Below are 21,752 nucleotides of genomic sequence, written 5' to 3'. Positions count from 1 at the left end.
AGGGTACTTATGAAAGTTAACGATCGGGTTACGGTCAAAACGGACGGGGGTCCACGCCGTCCGGGGGTGGTATTGGCTGTCGAAGCGTTTAATGAAGGTACGATGTACCTGGTCTCACTGGAAGATTACCCGCTCGGGATTTGGTTCTTTAATGAAAAAGACCACCCGGACGGCGTATTTGTAGAACGTGCAGATTAATATTTCGCCCTCCGCCTGGAGGGTGAATAAATAAAAAATATCCTCAACGCATATTAACAAATATACCAGTGGTAACATTATCTGTTAGCCGCACTACATGATATATAACCTGCTTATTATGCGTTTTAATTTTTCTTTTAATATTACCCTTATGTGATGATACCGTTTTCGCTTTAATATTCATCTGATCGGAGATTTGAATCGTATCCTGCCCGGACATCCACATTCTCAACATGCTTGACTCGGTACGACTTAGTGAAAGTGTTGGTAAGTTAATGGTCCCAACGCTTTTTTTCTCTTTGTTGAGACAATCTCCCAGAATATTATCCAGCGACTCAGGCTTGATTGATTTAGAACTAATCAATAAGTTTTTGCGAACCAAAAGATATTCATCAAAGTGGATATTGGCGATAGCCATAAACACAATAAAAAGTGTACGGGGATGCTGATTAATGACTTGCTTAATGTGTTGACTGCTGCTTGGGTCATGAATAAAGCAGTCCTCATTAATAAACACCACGGTTGGCTGGAGTGTGGCGCAAGCTGATTCGAGTTCATCAACTGTCTGGATGTCGTTGATATCTCGCTTTTTAACCCCCCGGCTTGTCAGATACCCTGTTAATCCCAACCGGGTATAACTGCATAAATCCATAATAATCGTTGACATGGCATACCCTCACTCAATGCGTAACGATAATTCACCACCCGCCAGAAGCTTCAGAAGCCATACAGGAAAAACTTATATTACTGAAGTACGACGCGAAACTTCAGGCGAACCCACTATCCCGTAAAGTTAGGTATAATTTGCCAGGAATCATCTTAAAGTAAAGTAAATGTTGCGTTATGTGAGAAGGCTAAAAACAAATAAGCCGCGCCAGATATATGGTGGGGGATGTTTTTCAAATTTAACTTTAGGAATATCCTCAGAAAGGCATTACTAAAGTCAGGGATTACTATTCTGTGGAAGTTCGCTAACAATATCAGCTAACAGATTGAAAATCTCACTGAATAATCGCTCACAATAAGGGGCGATTAACGGCATCATTGCCGCCATCAGTAAAATCCCAACGCTTAACGTAACGGGAAAACCAATCACGAACACCGACAATTGCGGTGCCATGCGGTTCAGTAAACCAAGGGAAAGGTTAATGGTCAGCAGCAATGTGATAACCGGTAACGCCAGCATCAACCCATTGAGGAAGATCATGCCTGCCGCACGCGTCAGCGCCAGGTACGCATTGCTGTTTACCGGGTTACCGCCAATCGGCAGGGTGTGGAAGGTATCGACCAGCATCGAGATTAACCACAAATGCCCGTTAAACGTAAGGAATAGCAGCAGGGCCAGCATATCGAGGATGCGCGCCAGCACCGGCATGTTTAAGTGGCTGGTGGGGTCGACAAAAGTGGCGAAGGAGAGGCCCATTTGCAGGCCAATCAGCTCACCGGCGGTACGAATGGTCGCAAAGGCGAACTGCATCGTAAAACCGAGCGCGACGCCAATCAGGATCTGCTGTAGCGCCAGCCAAAGCGCCGCCGGGGCGAATACCGGTACATCCGGCGTTGGCGGCAAGGTGGGGGCGATAACGATGGTAATCACAATCCCCAGCCCCACTTTTATCCGGCGCGGAATACGCGATTCGCTGAGGATCGGCGCGGTCATAATTAACGCCATCACGCGCAGCAGTGGCCAGAAATACATACTGATCCAATGCAGCCACTGATCGCTGGTGACGTTCAACATAAGTCGGCTTACCCGATGATATAAGGAATGTTGTTGAACAGGGTGCGCATGTAATCAAGCAGTAAATTCAGCATCCACGGCCCGGCAACCACAATCGTGACAAACACGGCGATGATTTTCGGGATAAAGGAGAGCGTCATTTCGTTGATCTGTGTCGCCGCCTGCAAAATACTGATAACCAGGCCCGTGACCAGCGCAACCAGCAGCAGTGGGGCAGCGAGCGCGAGTGCGACTTTCATCGCCTCGGTGCCCATCATCATGACCGATTCTGGTGTCATGGCTTACTCCTAACTGTAAAAGCTCTGGGCGAGCGAACTGACCAGTAACTGCCAGCCATCCACCAGCACAAACAACATCAGTTTGAACGGCAGGGCAATGGTTGCGGGCGGTACCATCATCATCCCGAGCGCCATCAGAACGCTGGCGATCACCAGATCGATAATCAGGAACGGAATGAAGATTGTAAAACCAATCTGAAACGCGGTTTTCAGCTCGCTGGTGACGTAAGCGGGCAACAAAATGCGCATCGATACGGCTTCCGGCCCCTGAATCGGCGGGCTATTAGAGAGACGGGCAAACAGCGCCAAATCGGCTTCGCGCGTCTGGCGCAGCATAAATTCACGCAGCGGTTGTGCGCCGCGTTCCAGCGCCACATCGACAGAGATTTTATTCTCGCTAAACGGCTGATAGGCGTCGGTATAAATCTTGTCGATCACCGGCGACATAATAAAAAAGGTCAAAAACAGCGCCAGCCCAAGCAGCACCTGGTTTGGCGGCGCAGACGGTGTTCCCAGCGCGTTTCGCAGCAGGCCGAACACAATGATGATGCGGGTAAAGCTGGTCATCATCAGCAAAATGGCGGGCAGGAAGGTGAGCGAGGTAATAAATACCAGCGTCTGCACAGGCAGCGACCAGCTCTGGCCGCCACCGGCTATCGGCTGGCTAATCAAACCCGGAAGTTGTGCAAATGCCGCAGGGGCAACCAGCCATAATCCGGCCAGCGCAAAAGAGAACAAACGGCGCATCAGGATCTCCCGGAACGCTTAAGCAAATTCTTCATCACGGTCTGGAAATCCACATTTTTCACGTTCACGTCTTCACTTTCTGCGGGTGCGGGAGGAAGTTTGTGCAACAGATTGATGTTGGTGGGCGTAACGCCCAGCACCAGGCGTGCATCCTCAACATCCACGATCACCACGCGTTCACGCGGGCCAACCGTGGTGCTGGCGGTCACTTTTAAACCCCGGCCGCTGGCGGTTTTGCCGCCGAGGCCAAGGCGTTTGGCGAGCCACGCGATAATCAGAATTAACGCGATCATGCCAAACAGCGCGCCACTGACCTGCAACAGTGGCGAACCGGAAAGGGCAGACGGTTGGGAAACCGTGGCCTGTGTTTTCATGCTCGACTCAGCGGCTCAAACGACGCATACGCTCGGAAGGGGTGATGATATCGGTGATACGTACGCCGTATTTATCCGCAACGACCACCACTTCACCCTGAGCAATCAGATAACCGTTGATCAGGATATCCAGCGGTTCGCCCGCCAGCCCGTCAAGTGCCACCACGGAACCCTGCGTCAAACGCAGCAGCTCTTTAATTGTCATACGCGTACGACCCAGTTCCACGGTCAGTTTGACCGGGATATCCATAATCAGGTCGATATCCTGGAGAGTGCCGCCAACATCACCACCGCCGAGCTGCTGGAATACGGCATCGGCCGCGCTTTTCGTCGCGGGAGTGGTTTTTTGTTCGTTCAACGCGTCAGCCCACAGATCGTCCAGTGCTCCGCTGTTCTCATCGGACGGATTGTTCATATCACTCATTTGGGCTGTTCCTCATTCAGCGAATTCAAAATCGGGTTTATCAAGTGCTCTACACGTAACGCATATTGTCCGTTGACCGTACCATACTGGCTCGTTAGCACCGGTACGCCGTCCACATGAGCGATAATGCGATCGGGTTTATCAATCGGCAGCACATCGCCGGGTTGGAGCTTAAGTATCTGCGACAGGCGCAGGGGAATATCCGCGAAATTGGCAATCAAATTCAGTTCAGAGTGCTGAACCTGACGCACCAGGTTGTCACGCCAGTTCTGGTCTTCACTGCGTGAGTTTTCCAGCGGCGGGTTGACCAGCATTTCGCGCAGCGGTTCTATCATGCTGAAAGGCAGACAGATATTGAACTCACCCGTCAGGTTGCCGATCTCAACATGGAACGGCGTATTGACGACGATATCGTTCGGCGATGTCGTAATATTGGTAAATTTGACCTGCATTTCCGAACGCACATACTCCACGTCCAGCGGGTTAATCGCCTTCCACGCATCGCTATAGGCTTCGAGCGCCAGCTTCAGCATGCGGTTAATGACGCGCTGTTCAGTGTGCGTAAATTCACGGCCTTCCACTTTCGTTGGAAAACGCCCGTCGCCACCGAACAAGTTATCCACGGCGATAAACACCAGGCTTGGCGAGAAAACAAACAGGCCGGTGCCGCGCAGGGGTTTCAGGTGGATCAAGTTAAGGTTGGTCGGAACGGGTAAGTTACGCGCAAACTCGTGATAGGGCTGAATGCGGATCGCGCCAACGGTGATATCCGGGCTACGACGCAGCAAGTTAAACAACCCCATACGGAACTGACGCGCAAAACGCTCGTTGATGATCTCCAGCGCTTGCAGACGCTCACGCACCACGCGGCGCTGGGTATTGGGGTCATAGGGGCGAATATCGCTATCGCCACCCATACCCGGTTGCGGATCATCGCTCTTATCGCTGTCTCCGTTGAGCAGCGCATCGATTTCGGCCTGAGAAAGAATGCTATCGCCCATGTCTTTACCGCAAAATGAAAGCTGTATAAAGAACGTCAGTGACTTCCTGCTTCGGCTGTCCTGGCACTAACGGCGTTGCGATCGTCTCTTTAATCGCGGTAGCAAGGTTCTGCTTGCCTTCGTTGGTTGCAAGCTGCGCTGCGTCCTGACGTGAGAACAACATCAACAAGCGGCTGCGTACTTCCGGCAGATATTCGCTAAGTCTGGCGCGCGTAGCGTCATCTTTCAGACGCAGTGTGATACCGACATACAACACACGGTCAGCATCGCCCAGATTCACTGTGAAGGTGTCGAGAGCGAAGAAAACCGGCGCTGGCGGAGGAGGCGCTTCCACTTTTGCGCTAGCCGCAGGTTTCTGTTGCATACGCCAGTAACTATAGCCAGCGGTGGCGCAAGCTGCGAGTGTGATTAACACCAGCAGCGGGATCCAGATAGAGCGCTTACGTTTTTTGTTAATAGCGGAATCAGTCATCTGTTACGGGCTTCCTGTTAGTACTGCTTATGAGCTGATTATCCCGTGTCCTGCTCCCGTCAAAGCGCGGAAAAGACGGGGATAATCATGCTACCTCTGGCGTTTAGGCAAAGATGTCGACTGCGCCGTTACCGCGAGCCGCAGATTGCAGGCTTGCCGGGGTGACTAACGCGTCGCCATCATCCGCGCCAAACAGATCGCCTGCGCCCGAACGTGAAGCCTGTTGCTGCTGTTGAGAGGCCTGCTGTTGCTGCTGCTGACCGGCAAAAGACTCGCTGCTGATATTGCTCTGACCCAGTTGAATGCCGTTTTCTGCAAGCGAGGTACGCAGCATTGGCAGCGCCGCTTCCAGTGCCTGGCGAACATGGCTGTGCGCTGAAACCATCTGCAACTGCGCCTGGTTATCTTCAAGCTTAATAGAAATCTGAACCTGACCCAGATCTTCCGGATGCAGACGCAGCTCCGCGCTCTGCTGGCCCTGGCGGGTAAAGAGCGTGACATGCTGGCTGATATTCTGCTGCCACTCATGGCTGCCCAGCGGGGCGCTGATCACCGGTGCGGCGACAGGCGTGCTGGCCTGGGCGGCACTGGCGGTAGTCGTCACCGGTGCGATGCTGGCCGTGGTATTGGTGGTTTGCAGCGCGTTGTCATTATCTTTCTTCACCGCCGCAGAAGAGGAGGCGAGCACCGCCGTCTGCTGGGCATCATCCGCTACATGGAACGGCGTGGTGCTGGCAGGGCTGTCATTTTTCGCGCTGCCGCGCGGTAAATCGGTATCTGTCGTCAGTGAACTGGTATTCAGTGCGCGGTTTGCTGCTTTGGCCACATCAATACCGCTTGTCGCGGTAGCCGGTTGGGCGCTGGCGTTGTTTAACTGAGCAGCTTGTTGATGCGGCAGCATCGCCATCAGCGCGCTTAAACCAGCCAGTTCTTCATCATTTAAATCGGTTTTGTTTTCGCTGTCAGTGGCTTTAGCCGTTTTGCTTAACGCGGCCAGCACATCGGTTTTCGCCGCAGGTGTGAGGCCAGAAAACAGTTTTTGCACGTCAGCGTCGCTTGCCGCTGAGGCAATCACATCGCTTTTCGCGCTCTGGCGTGCCAGCAGTTCCGCCAGTTTTTGCGCCGGTGTTTGTGCCTGCGTCTCTTCGCCGGTGGCTGCGGTTGCCACCAGGTTGCCTTTCGCCAGCTTGCCGCTCAGAGCGGCTGCCTGCAGATCGGCAAGCGTAATCGGCGCATCGCTCTCCTGTCCCTGGCCGCCGGTCATTGCACCCGTCAGCAGAGCGAGGAAGTCTTGTGCAGAATCGCCGCCGCTTTTGCCGGCTTGTACACCGGTGGTGGCATCGGATTCTGTCATTAACAGTTTTGACAAGTTGATCATTCTATTTTCCTCAGGGACGCGCGCTGTGCAAATTCATCCATTTTTTTCTGATCGAGACGGTTTTCCGCCAGTAACGCCGCGGCGCTTTGTCGGTCCTGCAAGGTTTGCCAGGCTTGTAAACGTTGTTTCTTTTCACGCCAGCTACCCAGGGCACTATCGACTTTTTCATTCCACTGCGCTAACTGCTGACGGTGCTGCTCAATCGCTTTTTCCAGCGTCTGAATAAATTGCTGATAATTCTGCCAGCGTTGGTTATCAATCCCCTGGCTCATGTTGTTATTCAGACTGCTGCGATACTCATGCTGATATTCAATCAGCATTTTTAATTGCTCTTCCGCTTGCTGGCAGCCGCGACGCATCTCACCCAGTTTCAGTGCGGCGTCGTCAACTTCTTTCTCTGCCAAATCCTTTAGCGTCGTTAATGCGCTGTTTTGCGTCATAAGTCAGCTCTCCACTACCTTAGACTGTCGGGAAGATCAGCTCTAATGCCTGCATTGAATCTTCCCACCCGGCACGTTCAAAAATGCCCTGCTGCAGGAAGGCTTCCAGGTGTGGCCACAATGCGATGGCTTTATCCAGCATTGGGTCGCTACCGCGCGCATACGCGCCAACGCTAACCAGATCGCGGTTACGCTGGAAGCTCGACAGCAACTGCTTAAAGTTCCGGACTCTGGCGTAATGTTGTTCCGTAATTAACGCTGTCATCGCACGGCTGATAGAGGCTTCAATGTCAATGGCCGGGTAGTGACCGGCTTCCGCCAGGCGGCGGGACAAGACAATGTGCCCATCAAGAATGGCGCGTGCGGAGTCAGCGATCGGATCCTGCTGGTCATCCCCTTCGGTCAGAACAGTATAAAACGCGGTGATCGAACCGCCGCCGTGAATACCGTTCCCCGCGCGTTCCACCAGCGCCGGTAATTTGGCGAAGACAGAAGGGGGATAACCTTTCGTCGCTGGCGGTTCGCCAATTGCCAGCGCGATTTCACGCTGCGCCATGGCATAACGCGTCAGGGAGTCCATGATCAGAAGCACATGCTGACCGCGGTCGCGGAAATCTTCAGCAATGCGCGTCGCGTACGCAGCGCCCTGCATACGCAATAAAGGAGAAACGTCTGCCGGGGCGGCAATCACCACCGAACGTGCGCGGCCTTCTGCGCCAAGGATGTTCTCAATAAAATCTTTTACTTCGCGGCCACGTTCACCAATCAGCCCGACGACAATAACGTCGGCCTGGGTATAACGGGCCATCATGCCTAACAGCACGCTTTTACCGACGCCGGAACCGGCGAACAGCCCCATACGCTGACCACGACCGACGGTCAGCAGGGCGTTAATGGCGCGTACGCCGGTATCCAGCACATGCTCAATCGGCGTACGTTGTAAGGGGTTAAACGGCTGCGTGACCAGTGCGCCGGTCTCACCGGTTTCCGGTGCAGGAAGGCCGTCGAGCGGCTTGCCGCCGCCATCCAGCACGCGGCCAAGCAGGGCAGGGCCGAGCGGCAGCTGTTTACCGCTTTGCAAACCATCACCTAACACGCTGCGGGCATAAACGCGCGCGCCAGGCAAAATACCTTCAACTTCTTCCAGCGGCATTAAAAACAGGCGCTGGCCGTTGAAGCCAACCACTTCGCATTCGACTTCGCGCGTTTCGACACCGTCCTGACGCTCAATAATGCAGGTCGCGCCCAGCGGCAGCTGCAGGCCGGTGGCTTCCAGCACCAGCCCGGTCGCGCGGGTCAGCCGACCATAACGGCGCACAGCGGGCAGCTGCGCCATTTTGACTTCAAAGTTATCCAGCGTCGTTAGCCAGCGGGTCAAACGTGCGGTCATTAAACTACTCCCGGCGCCGCCAGACGGCACAGTTCCTGCCAGCGTGTTGCTACGCTGGCGTCGAGATCGCCTTCATCGGCGGACACTTTGCACCCGCCCGGATGCAGGGTCGGATCGCCACGCAAACGCCAGCCGTGCAGGCTGAGGGTTGCGCCAAGCATCTCTTCCACGCGCTGCAAATCGTCCGGATGCACGCGCAATTGCGGTTTCCCGCTGAACAGCGGCTCCTGCTGGATTAAATGCTGGATCTGCTTGATCAGCGCGCTGTTATCAACAACCGGCACCTGGCCTAACACCTGGCGCGCGGCTTCCAGCGCCATCTGCATCAGACGCGAGGCGATAACGCTGTCCAGCGCATCCAGCGTGTACTGGAATTCGCTGACCAGCTGCTGCATACGCGCATGGATTGGCGCCTGTTGCTGGCGCGCCTGGTTGAGACCATCTTCGCGCCCCTGCGCCAGACCTTCCTGGTAGCCGACGTCGTGACCCGCTTTGCGGCCTTCCGCCAGACCGGCGTTATACCCGGCGTCGTGCGCCTGCATCTGGATCTGCGCTAACTGCTGCTGCAGCTTTTGCTCTTCTGATATCTCATCTTCTTCGCCGTCCGCTTCAGCGGCTGACGACGACTCTTTCGTCAGCAGGGGAGCGAACTCGGCGGCCAGCGGGAGGGCCAGATCGTCCGGCTTCCAGACTTTCCACGGCAATTCATTAGACATAGGTATCCTCGCCGCTGCCAATTACCATCTCGCCGGTCTCCGCCAGACGGCGAACGATGAGCAGGATGGCTTTCTGTTCGTTTTCCACCTGAGACAGACGCACCGGCCCACGGTTGGCCAGGTCGTCGCGCAGAATATCTGCCGCACGTTGCGACATGTTGCGCAGGAACTTCTCGCGCAGCGGTTGCTCGGCGCCTTTGAGGGCAACCAGCAGGGATTCGGAATCCACTTCCTGCAGCAGGCGCTGGATGCTGCGGTCGTCCACATCCACCAGGTTTTCGAACAGGAACATCTCGTCGATAATTTTCTGCGCCAGCTCGCCGTCGAACTCGCGAACGGCGGTAATAACGGCTTCTTCCTGCTGCGTTTTCATCAGGTTGATGATTTCCGCCGCGGTTCTCACGCCGCCCATTTTGCTGCGCTTGAGGTTCTGGCCGTCGAGCAGGTTGTTCAGCACTTCGGTCAGTTCCGCCAGTGCGGCAGGCTGTACGCCGCCGAAGGTGGCGATACGCAGCATCACATCGTGGCGCATACGCTCATCAAACAGCGCAAGGATATCCGCCGCCTGAGAACGTTTGAGGTGCACAAGGATAGTGGCGATGATCTGCGGGTGTTCGTCGCGGATAAGGTCGGCGGCGCTCTGCGGCTCCATAAAGTTGAGCGTTTCGATGCCGCTGGTGGTATCGCGCGTTTCGAGGATATCTTCCAGCAGGCTGGAGGCACGCTCTTCGCCGAGGGCTTTGACCAGCACCGAACGCAGGTAATCGTTGGCGTTGATGTTCAGCGCCGCGAATTGTTCCGCTTCGTTCTCGAACTCCTGCAATACGTCCATCAGCTGTTTGTTGGAGATCTGACGTACGCTGGCCATCGCGGTACTCAAGTGCTGGACTTCGCGGGCGGAGAGGTGTTTGAACACCTCAGCCGCGCGATCTTCGCCAATGGTCATCAGCAGGATGACGCTTTTGTCCGTTCCGGAAAGATTATTGCTCATGTTCGTTACTCATCCACTGGCGAATGACCAGCGCCACGACGCGCGGATCGTTATCTGACATTTCGCGAATACGCTGGCTCATCACCTCGGCGCTCAGGCGCTGGTTAGAGCGACGCTGCTGGTTCTGTTCGTCTTTGCTGAGGCGAACTTCCACCGATTCTTCGATTTCCGCTTTGGCTTGTTGCGCTTCCTGCAAGGCTTTCGCCTCTTCCTGGCGGCGTACCAGCTGCGGACGTACGGCTTTACGCCACAGCAGCCACGCCACGATGAGCACCAGCAACCAGCGACCTGCGGACATCAGCTGATCGATAAACGACTGCTGTTGCCAGAACGGGAGCTGACCACCAACATCATCCGTTGCGTTGAACGGCGAGTTGACGACGTTCAGGGTGTCACCGCGTTTCTCGGTGTAACCCATCGCTTCGCGAGTCAAATCTTCAATCTGTTTAATCTGGTCGGCTGTCAGCGCGGCGGTTTTGCCACCCGGCAGCGAACGATAGTTGACCACCACCGCAACAGAGAGGCGCTCGATATCGCCGACATTCATTTTGGTGTGGCGGATCGTACGGTCGACTTCGTAGTTATTGGTTTCGTTATGCGTGGTGTTACGCGGCCCGGTGGTGGTGGTGTTAGCCGTGCTCGTGCCTTGCTGGCCCTGCGCATTTTGATTCTGCTGACCGTTCTGCTGGTTAGCCGGTGTGGTAATCGGCGCGGTATTCGCCGGAGCAGGCTGGTTCGACAGCGCACCCGGAACGCCGCCAGGATACTGGCCGCCAATCTGCTCGCTGCTGTTTACCTGACGTGAACGCAGCACAGCCTGTGACGGATCGCCGCCGTTTGGCGTGTATTGTTCTTCCGTCTGCTCTTTATTCGCAAAATCGAGTTTCGCCGTTACCTGCGCGTGAACGTTGCCGTTACCCACGATAGGGCCAAGGATCGCTTCGATACGGCGCTGGATACGGCCTTCAACGTCGGCGGTGTATTTCAGTTGTGCATCATTCAGGTCACGACCGGCAACGCCGGATTGGGTCAGCAGACGACCGCCCTGATCGACAACGGTCACGTTGCCCGGCGGTAAACCTGCCACCGCGCTGGAAACGAGGTGTACGACGGCACTGATCTGGCCATCATCCAGTGCGCGTCCCGGTTGCAAGTTCACCGTCACGGATGCGGAAGGGGCTTTCTGCTCGCGCACGAACAACGACGGTTTTGGCATCGCGAGGTGAACGCGGGCGCCTTTTACCGGACCGAGTGCTTCGATGGTGCGTGCCAGTTCGCCTTCCAGCGCACGCTGGTAGTTCACTTGTTCGCTGAACTGGCTGATACCAAATTTTTCCTGATCCAGCAGTTCAAAACCGACAGCGCCGCCTTTCGGCAGACCCTGTTGAGCCAGTTTCAGGCGCAGCTCCTGGACTTTATCGGCGGGAACTTCAATAGCACCGCTACCGTCAGCAAAGCGGTAGGGGACGTTCATCTGCGTCAATTGGGTGACGATAGCGCCGCCGTCCTGATCGGACAGGTTGCTATAAAGCGTGCGGTAGTCCGGGCTTTTCGCCCACAGTACCATAGCAACAACAATGGCAACCGCTGCTGCAGCGGCCACCATAAGAGGAATTTTGGGGTTCGCGCGTAAGCGGTTAAGCCACTCAAGAGATTTATTCTGCGGTGCAGTTGTTGCAGTCGCACTCATTGCGCACCTCGTAACTCTGGGTGGATGTTGTTATTTGAGTTGAGAAACAAAACAGACTCCCGGGTCGGCAAACTCGACAAATGTCCATTAACTGGCAGTGTCATTATTTGATGAATCCGAATTTTCTATGCCTCAAATAACCTGGTTTTTTATCGCTATTTACCGCCATTATCCCATTGACAAGCTGTTAACCTTGTCAGGTATCAAACCATCCGGGGATTTACCATGGCTATACAGGGCATTGAAAGCGTCGTCAGTCAGCTGCAGGCAACTGCCGGGATTGCGCGTAATCAGAGCGTGGAAAGTGAACCGTCTATCAGCTTCGCCGGACAACTGCATGCTGCGCTGGATCGCATTAGCGACACGCAAAACGCAGCGCGTACCCAGGCGGAAAAATTTACACTCGGTGAGCCGGGCGTAGCGCTGAACGACGTGATGACCGATTTGCAGAAATCATCGATTTCGTTGCAGATGGGCGTTCAGGTACGTAACAAACTGGTTTCTGCATACCAGGACATCATGAACATGCAGGTGTAGTGAGTCTGACTCACGCATAACCACGAATAATGGGAAGATAACCACCTCGCTGGCGGTTATCTTCCCCTGTTTTGTGTTTCGTGCGCTTTCCCTCCTAATCCTTTTTGCACCCTCCCTGCCATTTAACGTGGGCACAGACGATCACATCGACCATAGCCGTTGCGGGTACAGTCATGCTTACCGTTTTCCACTGACGATGCCCGAAGGAGAGATGACGAATGTTTGCCCATATGAGAATCGCCCGGCCCGTAACCGACCTTGAACTGACCTGCCGTATGTATTGCGAGGCGCTGGAACTGCACAAAATTGCGGATTTCACCGATCATGAGGGCTTCAGTGGCGTGATGGTAGGGCACCGCTCTGCGCCCTGGCACATCGAATTCACACGTTGTCATCACCATCCGGTTAAACCTGCTGCGACGGCAGAGGATTTACTGGTGCTTTATTACCCGGACGCTGATGAATGGGCTGCGCGCTGTGAAGCCATGCACGAAGCCGGGTTTACAGAGGTCGTTTCGTTTAACCCTTACTGGGATATTTCAGGCAAGAGCTGGCAGGACAATGACGGCTACCGCGTGGTGTTGCAAAACAGGGCGTGGGTATCTGTCTGAGTTACGCTGGTTCCACGCAGGTGCTTTGCCATTACCATGAATTAATGGGTTTTATTTCCGTTTTTGCAAATATTTCTTGCGCTGAAATATCTGATTCTTTAGCTGATTTTATTATATTTACATAAAAATACCTTTTGTTTTTTTACACTGTAGTGCTTATTACACCGCGGTGAGGGATATGATGTACAGGAATACACAACAGATTGATAATATCCTTATTGATCTTAATAAAGCAGTTGATGCGCATTATGATTGGTTAATCAATATGTTCGCCTGCGTGGTCAATAATAATATTGATCAGTCGGAAAGCATTAACGCACACTCGCACCACCTGTGCCATTTCGGTCGCTGGCTGGATGGACACCAACCCACGAATCAGGAGGAATCCAGCTGCCTGCAGGCAATTGATGCGACACACACTAAAATGCATAACTGCGGCCGTGAATTGATGTGTGTGATTAGGGATAAAAAAACAAATACCGATAAATTTTCAGAGTTTAAGCATCGTCTTGCGTTATTTTCCGCAGCGGTGACCGCCTATAAAACGTATTTATTAAAGCTGCGCGGTGGCGTTGATATATTAACCGGGCTGCCAGGGCGCAGGATGCTGGATGAAAGGTTTGAACAGCAACTGAAAGAAGTATCAGACCGGAAGATGTATATGTTGCTGCTTGATATCGATCGTTTTAAAGATGTGAATGACACCTACGGGCATCTGGTCGGTGATGGCGTTTTACGCGAGCTGGCGCAGCAACTGCGCGATCGGATCCGTGGGGGCGACACTGCCTACCGCTACGGCGGTGAGGAGTTCATTATTATTCTGTATGCGCCTTCGGACAGAGAGGCGTGCATGGCCGCGATGCGCCTGCGTGAGTCGGTTGCAGCGTCAGCCATTCACTACGACGATAAAGCGCTTAACATTACGGTGACCATCGGTGTGACTCAGGCATGGGATGGCGAGTCTATTGGCATCGTCGTGAAAAGAGCCGATGCGGCGATGTATCGGGGAAAACAGACCGGGCGCAACCGCTGTATGTTTATGGATGAAGGCGGTGAGATTCACCTTATTACCCATTAATATTCCATTATCCCTGGTGCGATTTGTTTTATATCGCGTTCAATACTATCAGCAAGGGTTCTGTTATTAACGGCAGTTGAGTCTATTTTCAATCATAATAAAAAAGCCCTGCAAAGGGCTTTTTTGGAGCAGGAAAACACCAGGCGAATTACAGGTTCTGGTAGCAGTCTTCCAGACCGGTATAGTAAGAGGAGTTAACCAGCGCTTGTTTAAGCGCACGCCGATTCTGGCTGTCAAAAAAGGCATAATTAATTTTACCGGCCAGCGCCAAGCCCGTCGGGCGCATCATATGATACGTGTTATCACCTGAGCCAATTTTCGGCGCAACATAATTTTTAAGCAGATCATTGCCCTGCAGATCGAAACTCTCGTTAATGCCAAGTGATTTATGATAAATCACTTGTAATAACAAACTCAGATTATAATTATCCGGGTGGCTTACCGTTGAGTAGCAATCCGGATTAGCGGAAAGTGTGCGGAAATACTCTTCTGAATAATCGAAATAAAGCTTGCCTCGTTGAAATAATGTGCGGTATTTCAACGCATCTTCTTTAAGCATATTGGTTTGTTTTTCACTGGAAAAACTCACGGAATGGTACGCTTCCACCACGTTTTGAATACTCACATTGGTGAGATAAAGATGCAGCATGCGGTAATCGACGTAGACCATAAAATCAGGGATTTTATCTGTATAGTACCCGAGCTGCGGCGTTGAAACGCGGGATTCCATGGTCGGTAGCATGGTGATATCGAAGAATTGGCTTAAGGCCGCTGTTGAAAACGGTCCCCATTTTTCTGCATGATGCTGCATAAAAATGAAATCACACTGTTCTAATTCGTGATAGAAGTTAATGAAGTCATTATTTTCGTTAAGTTTATAAATAGGCATATTGAAAATGCCGTCGAACTTCCCTTCATGCAGCCCGCTGACGTTCATTATCAAATTTCCCAGAACTTCAAGTTGGCAATTACCAATTAATGCTAATTTCATTTTATAAACGCCCCCAGGCTAATGCATTCCGTTGTAATTACAGCGGCTAATTTTATCGTTAGCCTGGGGGCGGAGTACAGGTAAAACCTTATTTTTGTATCAAATACCGGATCGTCGGCCCATCTTGCTGAATATCCAGCACGGTATAGCCGTGATTACGCGCATCCAGCGGAATATTGTTAATGGATTGCGGGCAGTCGCTTATCACTTCCAGGATCTCGCCTTTTTTTAACTGCGGCATCGCTTCAAGCGTCGCAACAGCTGGGTAAGGGCAGGGCTCGCCGCTCATATCAAGACGGTAATCGGGCACGATGTTCATGCAGCCTCCTTAACGGTAGTCGCGGTGTTAGCGCGGCGGAAGAAGCGTTTTTCCCAGCCGACGACAAACAAGAAGGCGGCGAGCAACAAAAGATAAGTGACCAGCAGGCCACCCAGCGGACCGAAGGTTTTCAACAGGTTGATTTTGTCCCAGCTGGTGGCCAGCGCAGGGGATAAATCATCCCAGTAGTAGGCGAGGATCGTTGAGCCAATCACGTTACCCAGCCCAACCCACCAGTAGTGTACCTGGCCTTCCACCGCGCGGTACATCCAGCCGGTTTCACAGCCGCCTGCCAGTACAATACCAAAGCCGAACAGCAAGCCGCCGATCACCGCATTCGGACCCGCCCACATAATTTTGGCTTCCATGCCCAGCTGAACATAGCTAAAGATACCGATAGCGCTGGCCGCCATCCCGAAAATAATCGCTTTCGCCATCATCGTGCGCCCGGTGATCCACATATCGCGGAAGGCCGAGGTAAAACAGATTTGCGCACGTTCGATAAGCAGACCAAAACCCACACCAAACAGCATTGCCAGGCCTAATTTGGGCTGGTTCATTGCCGTCAGCAGCGCCCAACCCACCATGCCGGCGAACACCAGCATGCCGATACGAAAACGACGTTTTGCCTGAGCGGGTTTTTGCGTCAGCGGTGAGGCGGCTGAGACTTTTTGCATTTTAACCGGGATGCGAAACAGCGGCAGCAACGTGAAGCGTGCGCCAAACCACGAGCCAATGGCGGTGGCGACGGCAAAAAACCACGCGTGTAACGAGAACTGCGGAATACCGGTAAAGAAGGCGGCGAGATTACAGCCCATCGCCAGACGTGCGCCGAAACCGGCAATCATCCCGCCGATAATGGCCTGCATGATACGGATACGGCTGTGCGGCAAACGCAGCTTGACGTTGTTCGCCCACAGCGCGGCGGCGAAACAGCCGCCGAACATGCCGATGATCATCATGCCATCAATACGGGTGAGCGGGGTGCCGTCAAGGTGGATCAATTTGAAGTAGCCCCACTCTTCGGTGTGCACACCTGCCAGTTGCAATAACTGACCGCCCCAGCGGGTAAACTCGCCGGTAACCGCCCAGAACGTGCCGGTGATACCAAAATAGTAAGTGGAGAGGATGCCCGCAGCGATAACCGCCGGGACGGGAGACCAGAACTTAATCAGAAAGCGGTCTTTGAACTGTTGCCATGACATAGAAATGAGCCTCTGAACTCAGAAGGAACGGGTAATGCAAAAGAACCCCGGATAATACACGGGCGAGATGACAAGCTAACGTAAAAAAGGCGAAAAACCTGGTACAGATCAAACTTGCAGGCGGTGGGGGAAAGGGTGGCGATGATAATGCTTTAATGCCACAATATTTTTTTCTTCGCGAGCAGGATAAATAATGAAAAAGCGAGTGATTATTGGCGCGGCGATGCTGCTGAGCGGCTGCGTTCAGGTGGATAATTACGATGCGGTGGTGAAACAGCCCGCACCGGCAGGGCTGGCGGGTTACTGGCAATCTTCCGGGCCGCAAAGCAGCCTGGTGAGCCCGGAAGCCATCGCCAGCCTTATCGTGACAAAAGAGGGTGATACACTCGATTGCCGCCAGTGGCAGCGCGTGATTGCCGTTCCGGGCAAGCTGATGCGTAATGGCGACAAGCTGTATAACGTGACGCAAAAACGCGACATTTACCGCCTTGAGCGCGAAGGTAATACGCTGGAGTTTGATGGTCTGACATTGCAACGCGTCGATAAACCCACGGTTGAATGCCAGGACGCTTTAACTAAATCCGGGCTGAACATTACGCACTAAATAGCACGCCGGGCCTGCATGTTACGTTGCCCGGCGCACTTTTATAGCGCATCCTCAATGACCCACACGCTGACGCTACCCCCATTGCAGGTGAATGTTCCTTCACCATGTTCATCGGTGGTGATCGTCTCCTCGCGGTTACCAAGAAAATCCCGCCACACTTTACTGGCGTAGTTCTCCCCTAGCATCAACTGCTTTTCTCCCTCGTCGCCATTGGACATCACCACCACGCAACCCGGCTCACATTCGGTGCCACTGCGGCTAAAGGCGATGCAGTTAGGATGATCAAACCACAGGGTTTGCACGCCGTGGGCGAAACGCTGGCGGGCGAGAATTAACCGTTCGAGATTTTCAATGACTGGCATATCGACGTGGTAGGTTTCGCCATCGCCGCCGGTATCGTCGTAGCTTGCGCCAAACAGATCCGGGTAAAAGACTGACGGCACGCCATTTTCACGCAGCAGGATCAGCGCATAGGCCAGCGGTTTAAACCAGGCTTCGACCGGCGCTTCCAGGGCTTGCAGGGGTTGCGTGTCGTGGTTGGCAACCAGCGTTACGGCGTGAAACGGATCGGCTTCCACCAGGGTTCCGTCGAAGATCTGGCGCATATCGTAATTGCGCCCCTGTTGCGAGGCTTCGTGAAATTTCATATGCAGCGGCGCGTCAAAGAGCATCGTTTTGCCCTCAACCTGGCCGATATACTGCTGCAGCTTTTCCACTTCATGGGACCAGTATTCCGCGACGATAAACAGCGGCCCGGGCGCGACTTCCTGCACATGCTCGATCCACTCTTTATAGAACCAGGCCGGAATGTGTTTCACCGCGTCCAGACGAAAACCGTCGCAGTGAGTCTGTTCCATTACCCAACGCGCCCAGTATTTGATCTCTTCCGTCACCGCATGGTTACGAAAATCGATATTGGCGCCCATCAGGTAGTCGAAGTTGCCCAGCTCGTCGTCGACCTGGTCGTTCCAGCCGTCGCCGGTATAGTCGTTAACGATTTTAAACACGCCGTATTCGTCCGGATTTTCAATATGATCGACGCCGCTAAAACATTTGTAATCCCAGATAAATCGCGAATATTTCCCGGCGCGGGCAGGGAAGGTGAAGCGCGTCCAGGCTTCACATGCAACAACCTCGTCGTCAATTTGCGTGCGATCCTGTTGATTGACCCGGTTCACGCGTACCGCTTCTTTTTCATCGGCACCCATTTTGTGGTTCACCACCACATCCAGCAGCACGGCGATACCGTTCGCCTGCAGCGCGTCAATGGCGGCGAACAGTTGCGCTTTATCCCCGTATTTGGTGGCGACGCTACCTTTCTGATCAAACTCACCGAGATCGAATAAATCGTAGCTGTCATAACCCACCGACTGGTCGCCTGCGGCACCTTTGTACGCCGGTGGAAGCCAGACCATATTGATCCCCATGTCGTTCAGCGCACCTGCGCGCGCGCGAAGTTCCGGCCAGAGTGCGCCGCCATCAGGGGAGTACCAGTGAAACGTTTGCAACAGGGTGGGGTTTTTCATCTTCCATGCTCCAGAGTGAGACGCTGGAAGTATGGCTGAGATTTCAGAAACGACGAACCGCTACGCACATAGTGGCGTGGGAATTTGTATTGCGAGATAAGAACGGGAAGAGGGGGGAAGGCGAAAACCGTAGCGGGTGATGGACTGTTCCTGTATCACCCGCCGGGCATGAGATTAGATCTCGTTGGGGAATAAAATGTTTCCAGAGAGACGTCCATATGTCGAATGTAGGTTATGTTGTCGGGATGTCTGTCCAACCAATGTCCGCAGCTCGTCCATTCGCTGGCTTAACAGTTCTTTGAGTGAAACTTCATTTTCCAGAATTTGCTGTAGCAACGGGCGAATTTGCGCCTGCATTTGAGGCGCGACTTCACTCATATCCTGGAACTGTGTCAGTTTCTCCACAGCGGTAATGTATTTCAACTCGTGCTCAATGAGTTCGTCCCAACGCCCTTCCTTCGCGAGGTTAAGCATGGTGCGGCTGGTGACCAACAGCTGCTGATAGTGGTGGAGCAACCCGAAATTTGCTTCCATTAGTAAGTGTCCCGCGCGTTTTGATTATTGGGGCCAATCTCTTTCCAGGCATCAGCAATGTTGTTGAGCAACGTTGAAACTTCATCAATGGCGGAGAGGTCATTGTGGAGATTAGCCTGTAAAAGACGTCGTGTCATATAGTCATAAAGACTGTCCAGGTTTGCGGCGATCTCGCCACCGACTTCGTGGTCGAGACCGGCACGCAAACCGTTGGTAATGATATTAATAGCCTTTGAAAGCGCCTGTCCTTTACCGGGAATATCTCCCTGCTCAATCAGGATCGCAGCCCTTTTCATGGCGCTTAACGCGCCATCAAAAAGCAGTACCACAAGTTGATGCGGGCTGGCGCTCAGGACGGCGCTTTCCACGCCGACCTGAGCATAAGCCTGAGTTCCCGATTTCGTATACATTTCAAACCTCAACGAATACTTTATTAATTGGTCTTGTTAAATTGCTGGGTCAAATAGTTACCGGTTGATTCCAGTGACGAGACCAGCGTACTTAAACTTGTAAATTGCGCTTTATAACGAGCCATGGTTGCGGTGATCTGGTCGTTAACCCGGTCATACTGCTCAGACAGCTTTTTCAGCGTCTTGTTAATCCCATCGGTTGCATTCTGCACGGTGCCGTCAGTACCGAGGAAATCGTCCAGCAGATTGCTGGCCTGCGTCGCAAAACCTGTGGTTTTGCCATCACCGGTCAGGAAAGAGATCACGTCAGTTGATTTTTCCGTCAGCGCTTTGTCGAGCTTGGTGCTGTCAACGGTCAGTTTGCCGGAGACATCCTGGGTAATACCCAGCTGCGACAGGATATTGTAGCTGCCGGTATTGCTCTGAGAAGAGGAAAGCAGCGAGCGCAGACGCGTCTGAATGTTACGCAGCGTACCGTCACCCAGCAGATCGCCGTTAGAGTTGTCCTGAGACGTACTGCCCTGATCCACTTTCGTGTATTTTGTCTGGTTGGCAATGGTGGTTTGCAGGGAGTTATAAGCATCAACAAACGCCTGCACCGCCGCAGTCATTGGCGCATTATCTTTGGTTACCGCCAGCGTTTCCGGGCTGCCGATATTGGTCTTGTTCAGCGTCAGCGTTACGCCTTCCGGCGCATCGGTGATGGTGTTACTGCTACGCGTGATCGCAACGCCGTTGATCTTCAGGTTGGCGTCAGCAGCGGCAACCTGCTGCGTCATGGTATTGCTGGCGCTGCCGGCATTGCTTGAATCATAACTAACGTACTTGGCTAATTCGGTATCATTAGTGGTGATCGTCATCTGGTTGGTGGTACCGCTATCGCGCGAGGTCAGCGCCAGATAGTAGCTGCTGTCATCGGCTTTAATGATACTTGCGGTCACACTTCCTGCTTTCGCGTTGATCGCATCACGGATATCCGCCAGGCTGGTCTTATCGCTTGCCAGCGTAACGGTCAGCGGATCTTTTTGACCCGGTTGGGTGATCGTAATGGTACGCGAGCTCAGGCTGCTATCACCTAAATCCGTATCTTTACTTGCCGCTTTCGGGCTGAGCAGCGACTGCGCTGCTGCCAGCGACGTCACTTCAATAGAATATGATCCCGCCGTTGCACTGGTCGCCAGGGAGGCGGTAAACGCCGTGTTAGTGCTGGAAACTTTGGCCGATGCAATTTTGGAAGTATCTTTCAGCGCATTGGCCGCTGTTTGCAGCTTGGTCAGCGACGTCTGAACGATGCCCCAGGCAGTGAGTTTTGCTTTATACGATGTCTGCTGAGTGGTAATTGGCGTCAGCCTGGTCTCTTCGGCCGTCTGCAGCTGGCTATACAGCGTACTGAGCGACGAACTTAAGCTGGTGCCTGCTCCGATAGAACTAATAGTTGCCATTTCTTTATCCTTCAGTTTTAGACAATCACTGTGGGGATTATCGGCAGCGACTGCGAAAAGATTAGAGGGTTTTTTTTAAAACAATGGCGGAATAAAGATAAAGAATAGCGGGCAGTTTGCGGCTTTAAAAAAATGATCTTTTTTTCTAAAGGTTGCTAAGAGGCGGTCGATAATCAGGGGGACGGTGAGAAAACCGTAGGCAGATGCCTGAATCTGATAACTTTTTTTAAGGAATTACATCATGGCTGTTATTAATACTAACACCCTGTCTCTGATGACTCAGAACAACCTGACTAAATCTCAGTCTTCTCTGGGTACGTCTATTGAGCGCCTGTCTTCTGGTCTGCGTATCAACAGCGCTAAAGATGACGCTGCTGGCCAGGCAATTGCTAACCGCTTTACTTCCAACATCAACGGCCTGACCGTTGCTGCACGTAACGCGAACGACGGTATCTCTCTGGCGCAGACCGCTGAAGGCGCGCTGAGCGAAATCAACAACAACCTGCAGCGTATCCGTGACCTCACCGTTCAGGCACAGAACAGCTCCAACTCTGCCTCTGACATCGACTCCATCCAGGCTGAAGTTAACCAGCGTATGGAAGAAGTTAACCGTGTTACCACCCAGACCGACTTCAACGGCATCAAAGTGCTG

Annotated in this window: 26 protein-coding genes and 1 pseudogene; 6 read left to right on the top strand and 21 right to left on the bottom strand. The window is 53.1% G+C overall.

All coding sequences use genetic code 11. The annotated features are described in order from the left end of the window. Positions 1 to 9: 9 nt before the first annotated feature. Positions 10 to 198, top strand: a complete 189-nt coding sequence (gene dsrB, locus DFO56_RS12025) for a protein DsrB (protein WP_017458382.1) — start codon at positions 10 to 12, stop codon at positions 196 to 198. 43 nt (positions 199 to 241) lie between these two features. Here dsrB and rcsA read toward each other — a convergent pair whose 3' ends face one another. From rcsA to fliF, 14 genes are all read right to left on the bottom strand, one after another. Next, the gene (rcsA, locus tag DFO56_RS12020) at positions 242 to 865 is read right to left on the bottom strand and encodes a transcriptional regulator RcsA (RefSeq protein WP_020454203.1); all 624 of its coding nucleotides are present in this window, start codon (positions 863 to 865) and stop codon (positions 242 to 244) included. A 276-nt stretch (positions 866 to 1,141) separates the two neighbouring features. Further along, positions 1,142 to 1,939, bottom strand: a complete 798-nt coding sequence (gene fliR, locus DFO56_RS12015) for a flagellar biosynthetic protein FliR (RefSeq protein WP_017458380.1) — start codon at positions 1,937 to 1,939, stop codon at positions 1,142 to 1,144. An 8-nt stretch (positions 1,940 to 1,947) separates the two neighbouring features. After that, complete coding sequence (fliQ, locus tag DFO56_RS12010; RefSeq protein ID WP_017458379.1) at positions 1,948 to 2,217, bottom strand: flagellar biosynthesis protein FliQ; 270 nt, start codon at positions 2,215 to 2,217, stop codon at positions 1,948 to 1,950. A 9-nt stretch (positions 2,218 to 2,226) separates the two neighbouring features. Further along, positions 2,227 to 2,964 (bottom strand): flagellar type III secretion system pore protein FliP, encoded by a 738-nt coding sequence (gene fliP, locus DFO56_RS12005; RefSeq protein WP_017458378.1) that lies wholly within the window; start codon positions 2,962 to 2,964, stop codon positions 2,227 to 2,229. Then, positions 2,964 to 3,338 (bottom strand): flagellar biosynthetic protein FliO, encoded by a 375-nt coding sequence (gene fliO, locus DFO56_RS12000; protein ID WP_017458377.1) that lies wholly within the window; start codon positions 3,336 to 3,338, stop codon positions 2,964 to 2,966. The genes fliP and fliO overlap by 1 nt, the downstream gene beginning before the upstream one ends. Positions 3,339 to 3,345: 7 nt before the next feature. Then, positions 3,346 to 3,762 (bottom strand): flagellar motor switch protein FliN, encoded by a 417-nt coding sequence (gene fliN / locus DFO56_RS11995; RefSeq protein ID WP_020454200.1) that lies wholly within the window; start codon positions 3,760 to 3,762, stop codon positions 3,346 to 3,348. Continuing rightward, positions 3,759 to 4,763 (bottom strand): flagellar motor switch protein FliM, encoded by a 1,005-nt coding sequence (gene fliM / locus DFO56_RS11990; protein WP_020454199.1) that lies wholly within the window; start codon positions 4,761 to 4,763, stop codon positions 3,759 to 3,761. Before fliM ends, fliN begins: the two co-directional genes overlap by 4 nt. A 4-nt stretch (positions 4,764 to 4,767) precedes the next feature. Continuing rightward, the gene (fliL, locus tag DFO56_RS11985; protein WP_020454198.1) at positions 4,768 to 5,235 is read right to left on the bottom strand and encodes a flagellar basal body-associated protein FliL; all 468 of its coding nucleotides are present in this window, start codon (positions 5,233 to 5,235) and stop codon (positions 4,768 to 4,770) included. A 103-nt stretch (positions 5,236 to 5,338) separates the two neighbouring features. Continuing rightward, positions 5,339 to 6,613: a flagellar hook length control protein FliK gene (fliK, locus tag DFO56_RS11980; RefSeq protein ID WP_045511210.1), complete on the bottom strand. Its 1,275-nt coding sequence runs from the start codon at positions 6,611 to 6,613 to the stop codon at positions 5,339 to 5,341. Then, positions 6,610 to 7,053 (bottom strand): flagellar export protein FliJ, encoded by a 444-nt coding sequence (fliJ, locus tag DFO56_RS11975; RefSeq protein ID WP_017458372.1) that lies wholly within the window; start codon positions 7,051 to 7,053, stop codon positions 6,610 to 6,612. Before fliJ ends, fliK begins: the two co-directional genes overlap by 4 nt. Positions 7,054 to 7,072: 19 nt before the next feature. Continuing rightward, complete coding sequence (gene fliI / locus DFO56_RS11970) at positions 7,073 to 8,443, bottom strand: flagellar protein export ATPase FliI (RefSeq protein WP_020454196.1); 1,371 nt, start codon at positions 8,441 to 8,443, stop codon at positions 7,073 to 7,075. Then, positions 8,443 to 9,159, bottom strand: a complete 717-nt coding sequence (gene fliH, locus DFO56_RS11965; protein WP_020454195.1) for a flagellar assembly protein FliH — start codon at positions 9,157 to 9,159, stop codon at positions 8,443 to 8,445. Before fliH ends, fliI begins: the two co-directional genes overlap by 1 nt. Continuing rightward, on the bottom strand, positions 9,152 to 10,150 hold the full coding sequence (fliG, locus tag DFO56_RS11960; protein ID WP_020454194.1) for a flagellar motor switch protein FliG: 999 nt from the start codon (positions 10,148 to 10,150) through the stop codon (positions 9,152 to 9,154). The genes fliH and fliG overlap by 8 nt, the downstream gene beginning before the upstream one ends. Further along, on the bottom strand, positions 10,140 to 11,840 hold the full coding sequence (fliF, locus tag DFO56_RS11955) for a flagellar basal-body MS-ring/collar protein FliF (RefSeq protein ID WP_020454193.1): 1,701 nt from the start codon (positions 11,838 to 11,840) through the stop codon (positions 10,140 to 10,142). Before fliF ends, fliG begins: the two co-directional genes overlap by 11 nt. Before the next feature lie 225 nt (positions 11,841 to 12,065). Here fliF and fliE point away from each other — a divergent pair, with 225 nt between their 5' ends. The 3 genes from fliE (at position 12,066) to DFO56_RS11940 (ending at position 14,066) form a co-directional block, all read left to right on the top strand. Beyond that, positions 12,066 to 12,377, top strand: a complete 312-nt coding sequence (fliE, locus tag DFO56_RS11950; protein ID WP_045511215.1) for a flagellar hook-basal body complex protein FliE — start codon at positions 12,066 to 12,068, stop codon at positions 12,375 to 12,377. 218 nt (positions 12,378 to 12,595) lie between these two features. Next, positions 12,596 to 12,988: a VOC family protein gene (locus DFO56_RS11945; protein WP_045511218.1), complete on the top strand. Its 393-nt coding sequence runs from the start codon at positions 12,596 to 12,598 to the stop codon at positions 12,986 to 12,988. A 181-nt stretch (positions 12,989 to 13,169) separates the two neighbouring features. Beyond that, the gene (locus tag DFO56_RS11940; RefSeq protein ID WP_044489681.1) at positions 13,170 to 14,066 is read left to right on the top strand and encodes a diguanylate cyclase; all 897 of its coding nucleotides are present in this window, start codon (positions 13,170 to 13,172) and stop codon (positions 14,064 to 14,066) included. 148 nt (positions 14,067 to 14,214) lie between these two features. Here DFO56_RS11940 and DFO56_RS11935 read toward each other — a convergent pair whose 3' ends face one another. The 3 genes from DFO56_RS11935 to yedE all read right to left on the bottom strand — a co-directional run bounded on the left by DFO56_RS11935 (position 14,215) and on the right by yedE (position 16,581). Beyond that, on the bottom strand, positions 14,215 to 15,057 hold the full coding sequence (locus DFO56_RS11935; RefSeq protein WP_158539528.1) for a WcbI family polysaccharide biosynthesis putative acetyltransferase: 843 nt from the start codon (positions 15,055 to 15,057) through the stop codon (positions 14,215 to 14,217). Positions 15,058 to 15,145: 88 nt separating this feature from the next. Beyond that, positions 15,146 to 15,376 (bottom strand): sulfurtransferase-like selenium metabolism protein YedF, encoded by a 231-nt coding sequence (gene yedF / locus DFO56_RS11930; RefSeq protein WP_020454189.1) that lies wholly within the window; start codon positions 15,374 to 15,376, stop codon positions 15,146 to 15,148. Next, positions 15,373 to 16,581, bottom strand: a complete 1,209-nt coding sequence (gene yedE, locus DFO56_RS11925) for a selenium metabolism membrane protein YedE/FdhT (RefSeq protein ID WP_045511222.1) — start codon at positions 16,579 to 16,581, stop codon at positions 15,373 to 15,375. Before yedE ends, yedF begins: the two co-directional genes overlap by 4 nt. Positions 16,582 to 16,774: 193 nt before the next feature. Here yedE and yedD point away from each other — a divergent pair, with 193 nt between their 5' ends. Further along, positions 16,775 to 17,185, top strand: coding sequence for a lipoprotein YedD (yedD, locus tag DFO56_RS11920; RefSeq protein ID WP_045511224.1), 411 nt, complete (start codon positions 16,775 to 16,777; stop codon positions 17,183 to 17,185). Between the two features lie 41 nt (positions 17,186 to 17,226). Here the strand turns inward: yedD and amyA are convergent, their stop codons facing one another. The 4 genes from amyA to fliD all read right to left on the bottom strand — a co-directional run bounded on the left by amyA (position 17,227) and on the right by fliD (position 21,100). Then, on the bottom strand, positions 17,227 to 18,714 hold the full coding sequence (amyA, locus tag DFO56_RS11915) for an alpha-amylase (protein WP_045511226.1): 1,488 nt from the start codon (positions 18,712 to 18,714) through the stop codon (positions 17,227 to 17,229). 174 nt (positions 18,715 to 18,888) lie between these two features. Beyond that, the gene (gene fliT, locus DFO56_RS11910) at positions 18,889 to 19,248 is read right to left on the bottom strand and encodes a flagella biosynthesis regulatory protein FliT (RefSeq protein WP_020454185.1); all 360 of its coding nucleotides are present in this window, start codon (positions 19,246 to 19,248) and stop codon (positions 18,889 to 18,891) included. Continuing rightward, on the bottom strand, positions 19,248 to 19,658 hold the full coding sequence (gene fliS, locus DFO56_RS11905) for a flagellar export chaperone FliS (protein ID WP_017458358.1): 411 nt from the start codon (positions 19,656 to 19,658) through the stop codon (positions 19,248 to 19,250). The genes fliT and fliS overlap by 1 nt, the downstream gene beginning before the upstream one ends. 23 nt (positions 19,659 to 19,681) lie before the next feature. Beyond that, on the bottom strand, positions 19,682 to 21,100 hold the full coding sequence (gene fliD / locus DFO56_RS11900; protein ID WP_020454184.1) for a flagellar filament capping protein FliD: 1,419 nt from the start codon (positions 21,098 to 21,100) through the stop codon (positions 19,682 to 19,684). Between the two features lie 241 nt (positions 21,101 to 21,341). Here fliD and DFO56_RS11895 point away from each other — a divergent pair. Continuing rightward, positions 21,342 to 21,752: pseudogene (locus tag DFO56_RS11895) on the top strand (flagellin FliC); the annotation flags it as partial.

Origin of the sequence: Kosakonia sp. AG348 (genome assembly GCF_003337365.1) — a bacterium.
GTDB lineage: Bacteria > Pseudomonadota > Gammaproteobacteria > Enterobacterales > Enterobacteriaceae > Kosakonia.
Note: the sequence above shows the minus strand (reverse complement) of the source record. Positions and strands in the feature narration are given on the sequence as shown.

Excerpts from the sequence above, each read along its gene's own strand:
- dsrB (WP_017458382.1), top strand. The coding sequence starts at position 10 with ATGAAAGTTAACGATCGGGTTACGGTCAAAACGGACGGGGGTCCACGC.
- rcsA (WP_020454203.1), bottom strand. The coding sequence starts at position 865 with ATGTCAACGATTATTATGGATTTATGCAGTTATACCCGGTTGGGATTA.
- fliR (WP_017458380.1), bottom strand. The coding sequence starts at position 1,939 with ATGTTGAACGTCACCAGCGATCAGTGGCTGCATTGGATCAGTATGTAT.
- fliQ (WP_017458379.1), bottom strand. The coding sequence starts at position 2,217 with ATGACACCAGAATCGGTCATGATGATGGGCACCGAGGCGATGAAAGTC.
- fliP (WP_017458378.1), bottom strand. The coding sequence starts at position 2,964 with ATGCGCCGTTTGTTCTCTTTTGCGCTGGCCGGATTATGGCTGGTTGCC.
- fliO (WP_017458377.1), bottom strand. The coding sequence starts at position 3,338 with ATGAAAACACAGGCCACGGTTTCCCAACCGTCTGCCCTTTCCGGTTCG.
- fliN (WP_020454200.1), bottom strand. The coding sequence starts at position 3,762 with ATGAGTGATATGAACAATCCGTCCGATGAGAACAGCGGAGCACTGGAC.
- fliM (WP_020454199.1), bottom strand. The coding sequence starts at position 4,763 with ATGGGCGATAGCATTCTTTCTCAGGCCGAAATCGATGCGCTGCTCAAC.
- fliL (WP_020454198.1), bottom strand. The coding sequence starts at position 5,235 with ATGACTGATTCCGCTATTAACAAAAAACGTAAGCGCTCTATCTGGATC.
- fliK (WP_045511210.1), bottom strand. The coding sequence starts at position 6,613 with ATGATCAACTTGTCAAAACTGTTAATGACAGAATCCGATGCCACCACC.
- fliJ (WP_017458372.1), bottom strand. The coding sequence starts at position 7,053 with ATGACGCAAAACAGCGCATTAACGACGCTAAAGGATTTGGCAGAGAAA.
- fliI (WP_020454196.1), bottom strand. The coding sequence starts at position 8,443 with ATGACCGCACGTTTGACCCGCTGGCTAACGACGCTGGATAACTTTGAA.
- fliH (WP_020454195.1), bottom strand. The coding sequence starts at position 9,159 with ATGTCTAATGAATTGCCGTGGAAAGTCTGGAAGCCGGACGATCTGGCC.
- fliG (WP_020454194.1), bottom strand. The coding sequence starts at position 10,150 with ATGAGCAATAATCTTTCCGGAACGGACAAAAGCGTCATCCTGCTGATG.
- fliF (WP_020454193.1), bottom strand. The coding sequence starts at position 11,840 with ATGAGTGCGACTGCAACAACTGCACCGCAGAATAAATCTCTTGAGTGG.
- fliE (WP_045511215.1), top strand. The coding sequence starts at position 12,066 with ATGGCTATACAGGGCATTGAAAGCGTCGTCAGTCAGCTGCAGGCAACT.
- DFO56_RS11945 (WP_045511218.1), top strand. The coding sequence starts at position 12,596 with ATGTTTGCCCATATGAGAATCGCCCGGCCCGTAACCGACCTTGAACTG.
- DFO56_RS11940 (WP_044489681.1), top strand. The coding sequence starts at position 13,170 with ATGTACAGGAATACACAACAGATTGATAATATCCTTATTGATCTTAAT.
- DFO56_RS11935 (WP_158539528.1), bottom strand. The coding sequence starts at position 15,057 with ATGAAATTAGCATTAATTGGTAATTGCCAACTTGAAGTTCTGGGAAAT.
- yedF (WP_020454189.1), bottom strand. The coding sequence starts at position 15,376 with ATGAACATCGTGCCCGATTACCGTCTTGATATGAGCGGCGAGCCCTGC.
- yedE (WP_045511222.1), bottom strand. The coding sequence starts at position 16,581 with ATGTCATGGCAACAGTTCAAAGACCGCTTTCTGATTAAGTTCTGGTCT.
- yedD (WP_045511224.1), top strand. The coding sequence starts at position 16,775 with ATGAAAAAGCGAGTGATTATTGGCGCGGCGATGCTGCTGAGCGGCTGC.
- amyA (WP_045511226.1), bottom strand. The coding sequence starts at position 18,714 with ATGAAAAACCCCACCCTGTTGCAAACGTTTCACTGGTACTCCCCTGAT.
- fliT (WP_020454185.1), bottom strand. The coding sequence starts at position 19,248 with ATGGAAGCAAATTTCGGGTTGCTCCACCACTATCAGCAGCTGTTGGTC.
- fliS (WP_017458358.1), bottom strand. The coding sequence starts at position 19,658 with ATGTATACGAAATCGGGAACTCAGGCTTATGCTCAGGTCGGCGTGGAA.
- fliD (WP_020454184.1), bottom strand. The coding sequence starts at position 21,100 with ATGGCAACTATTAGTTCTATCGGAGCAGGCACCAGCTTAAGTTCGTCG.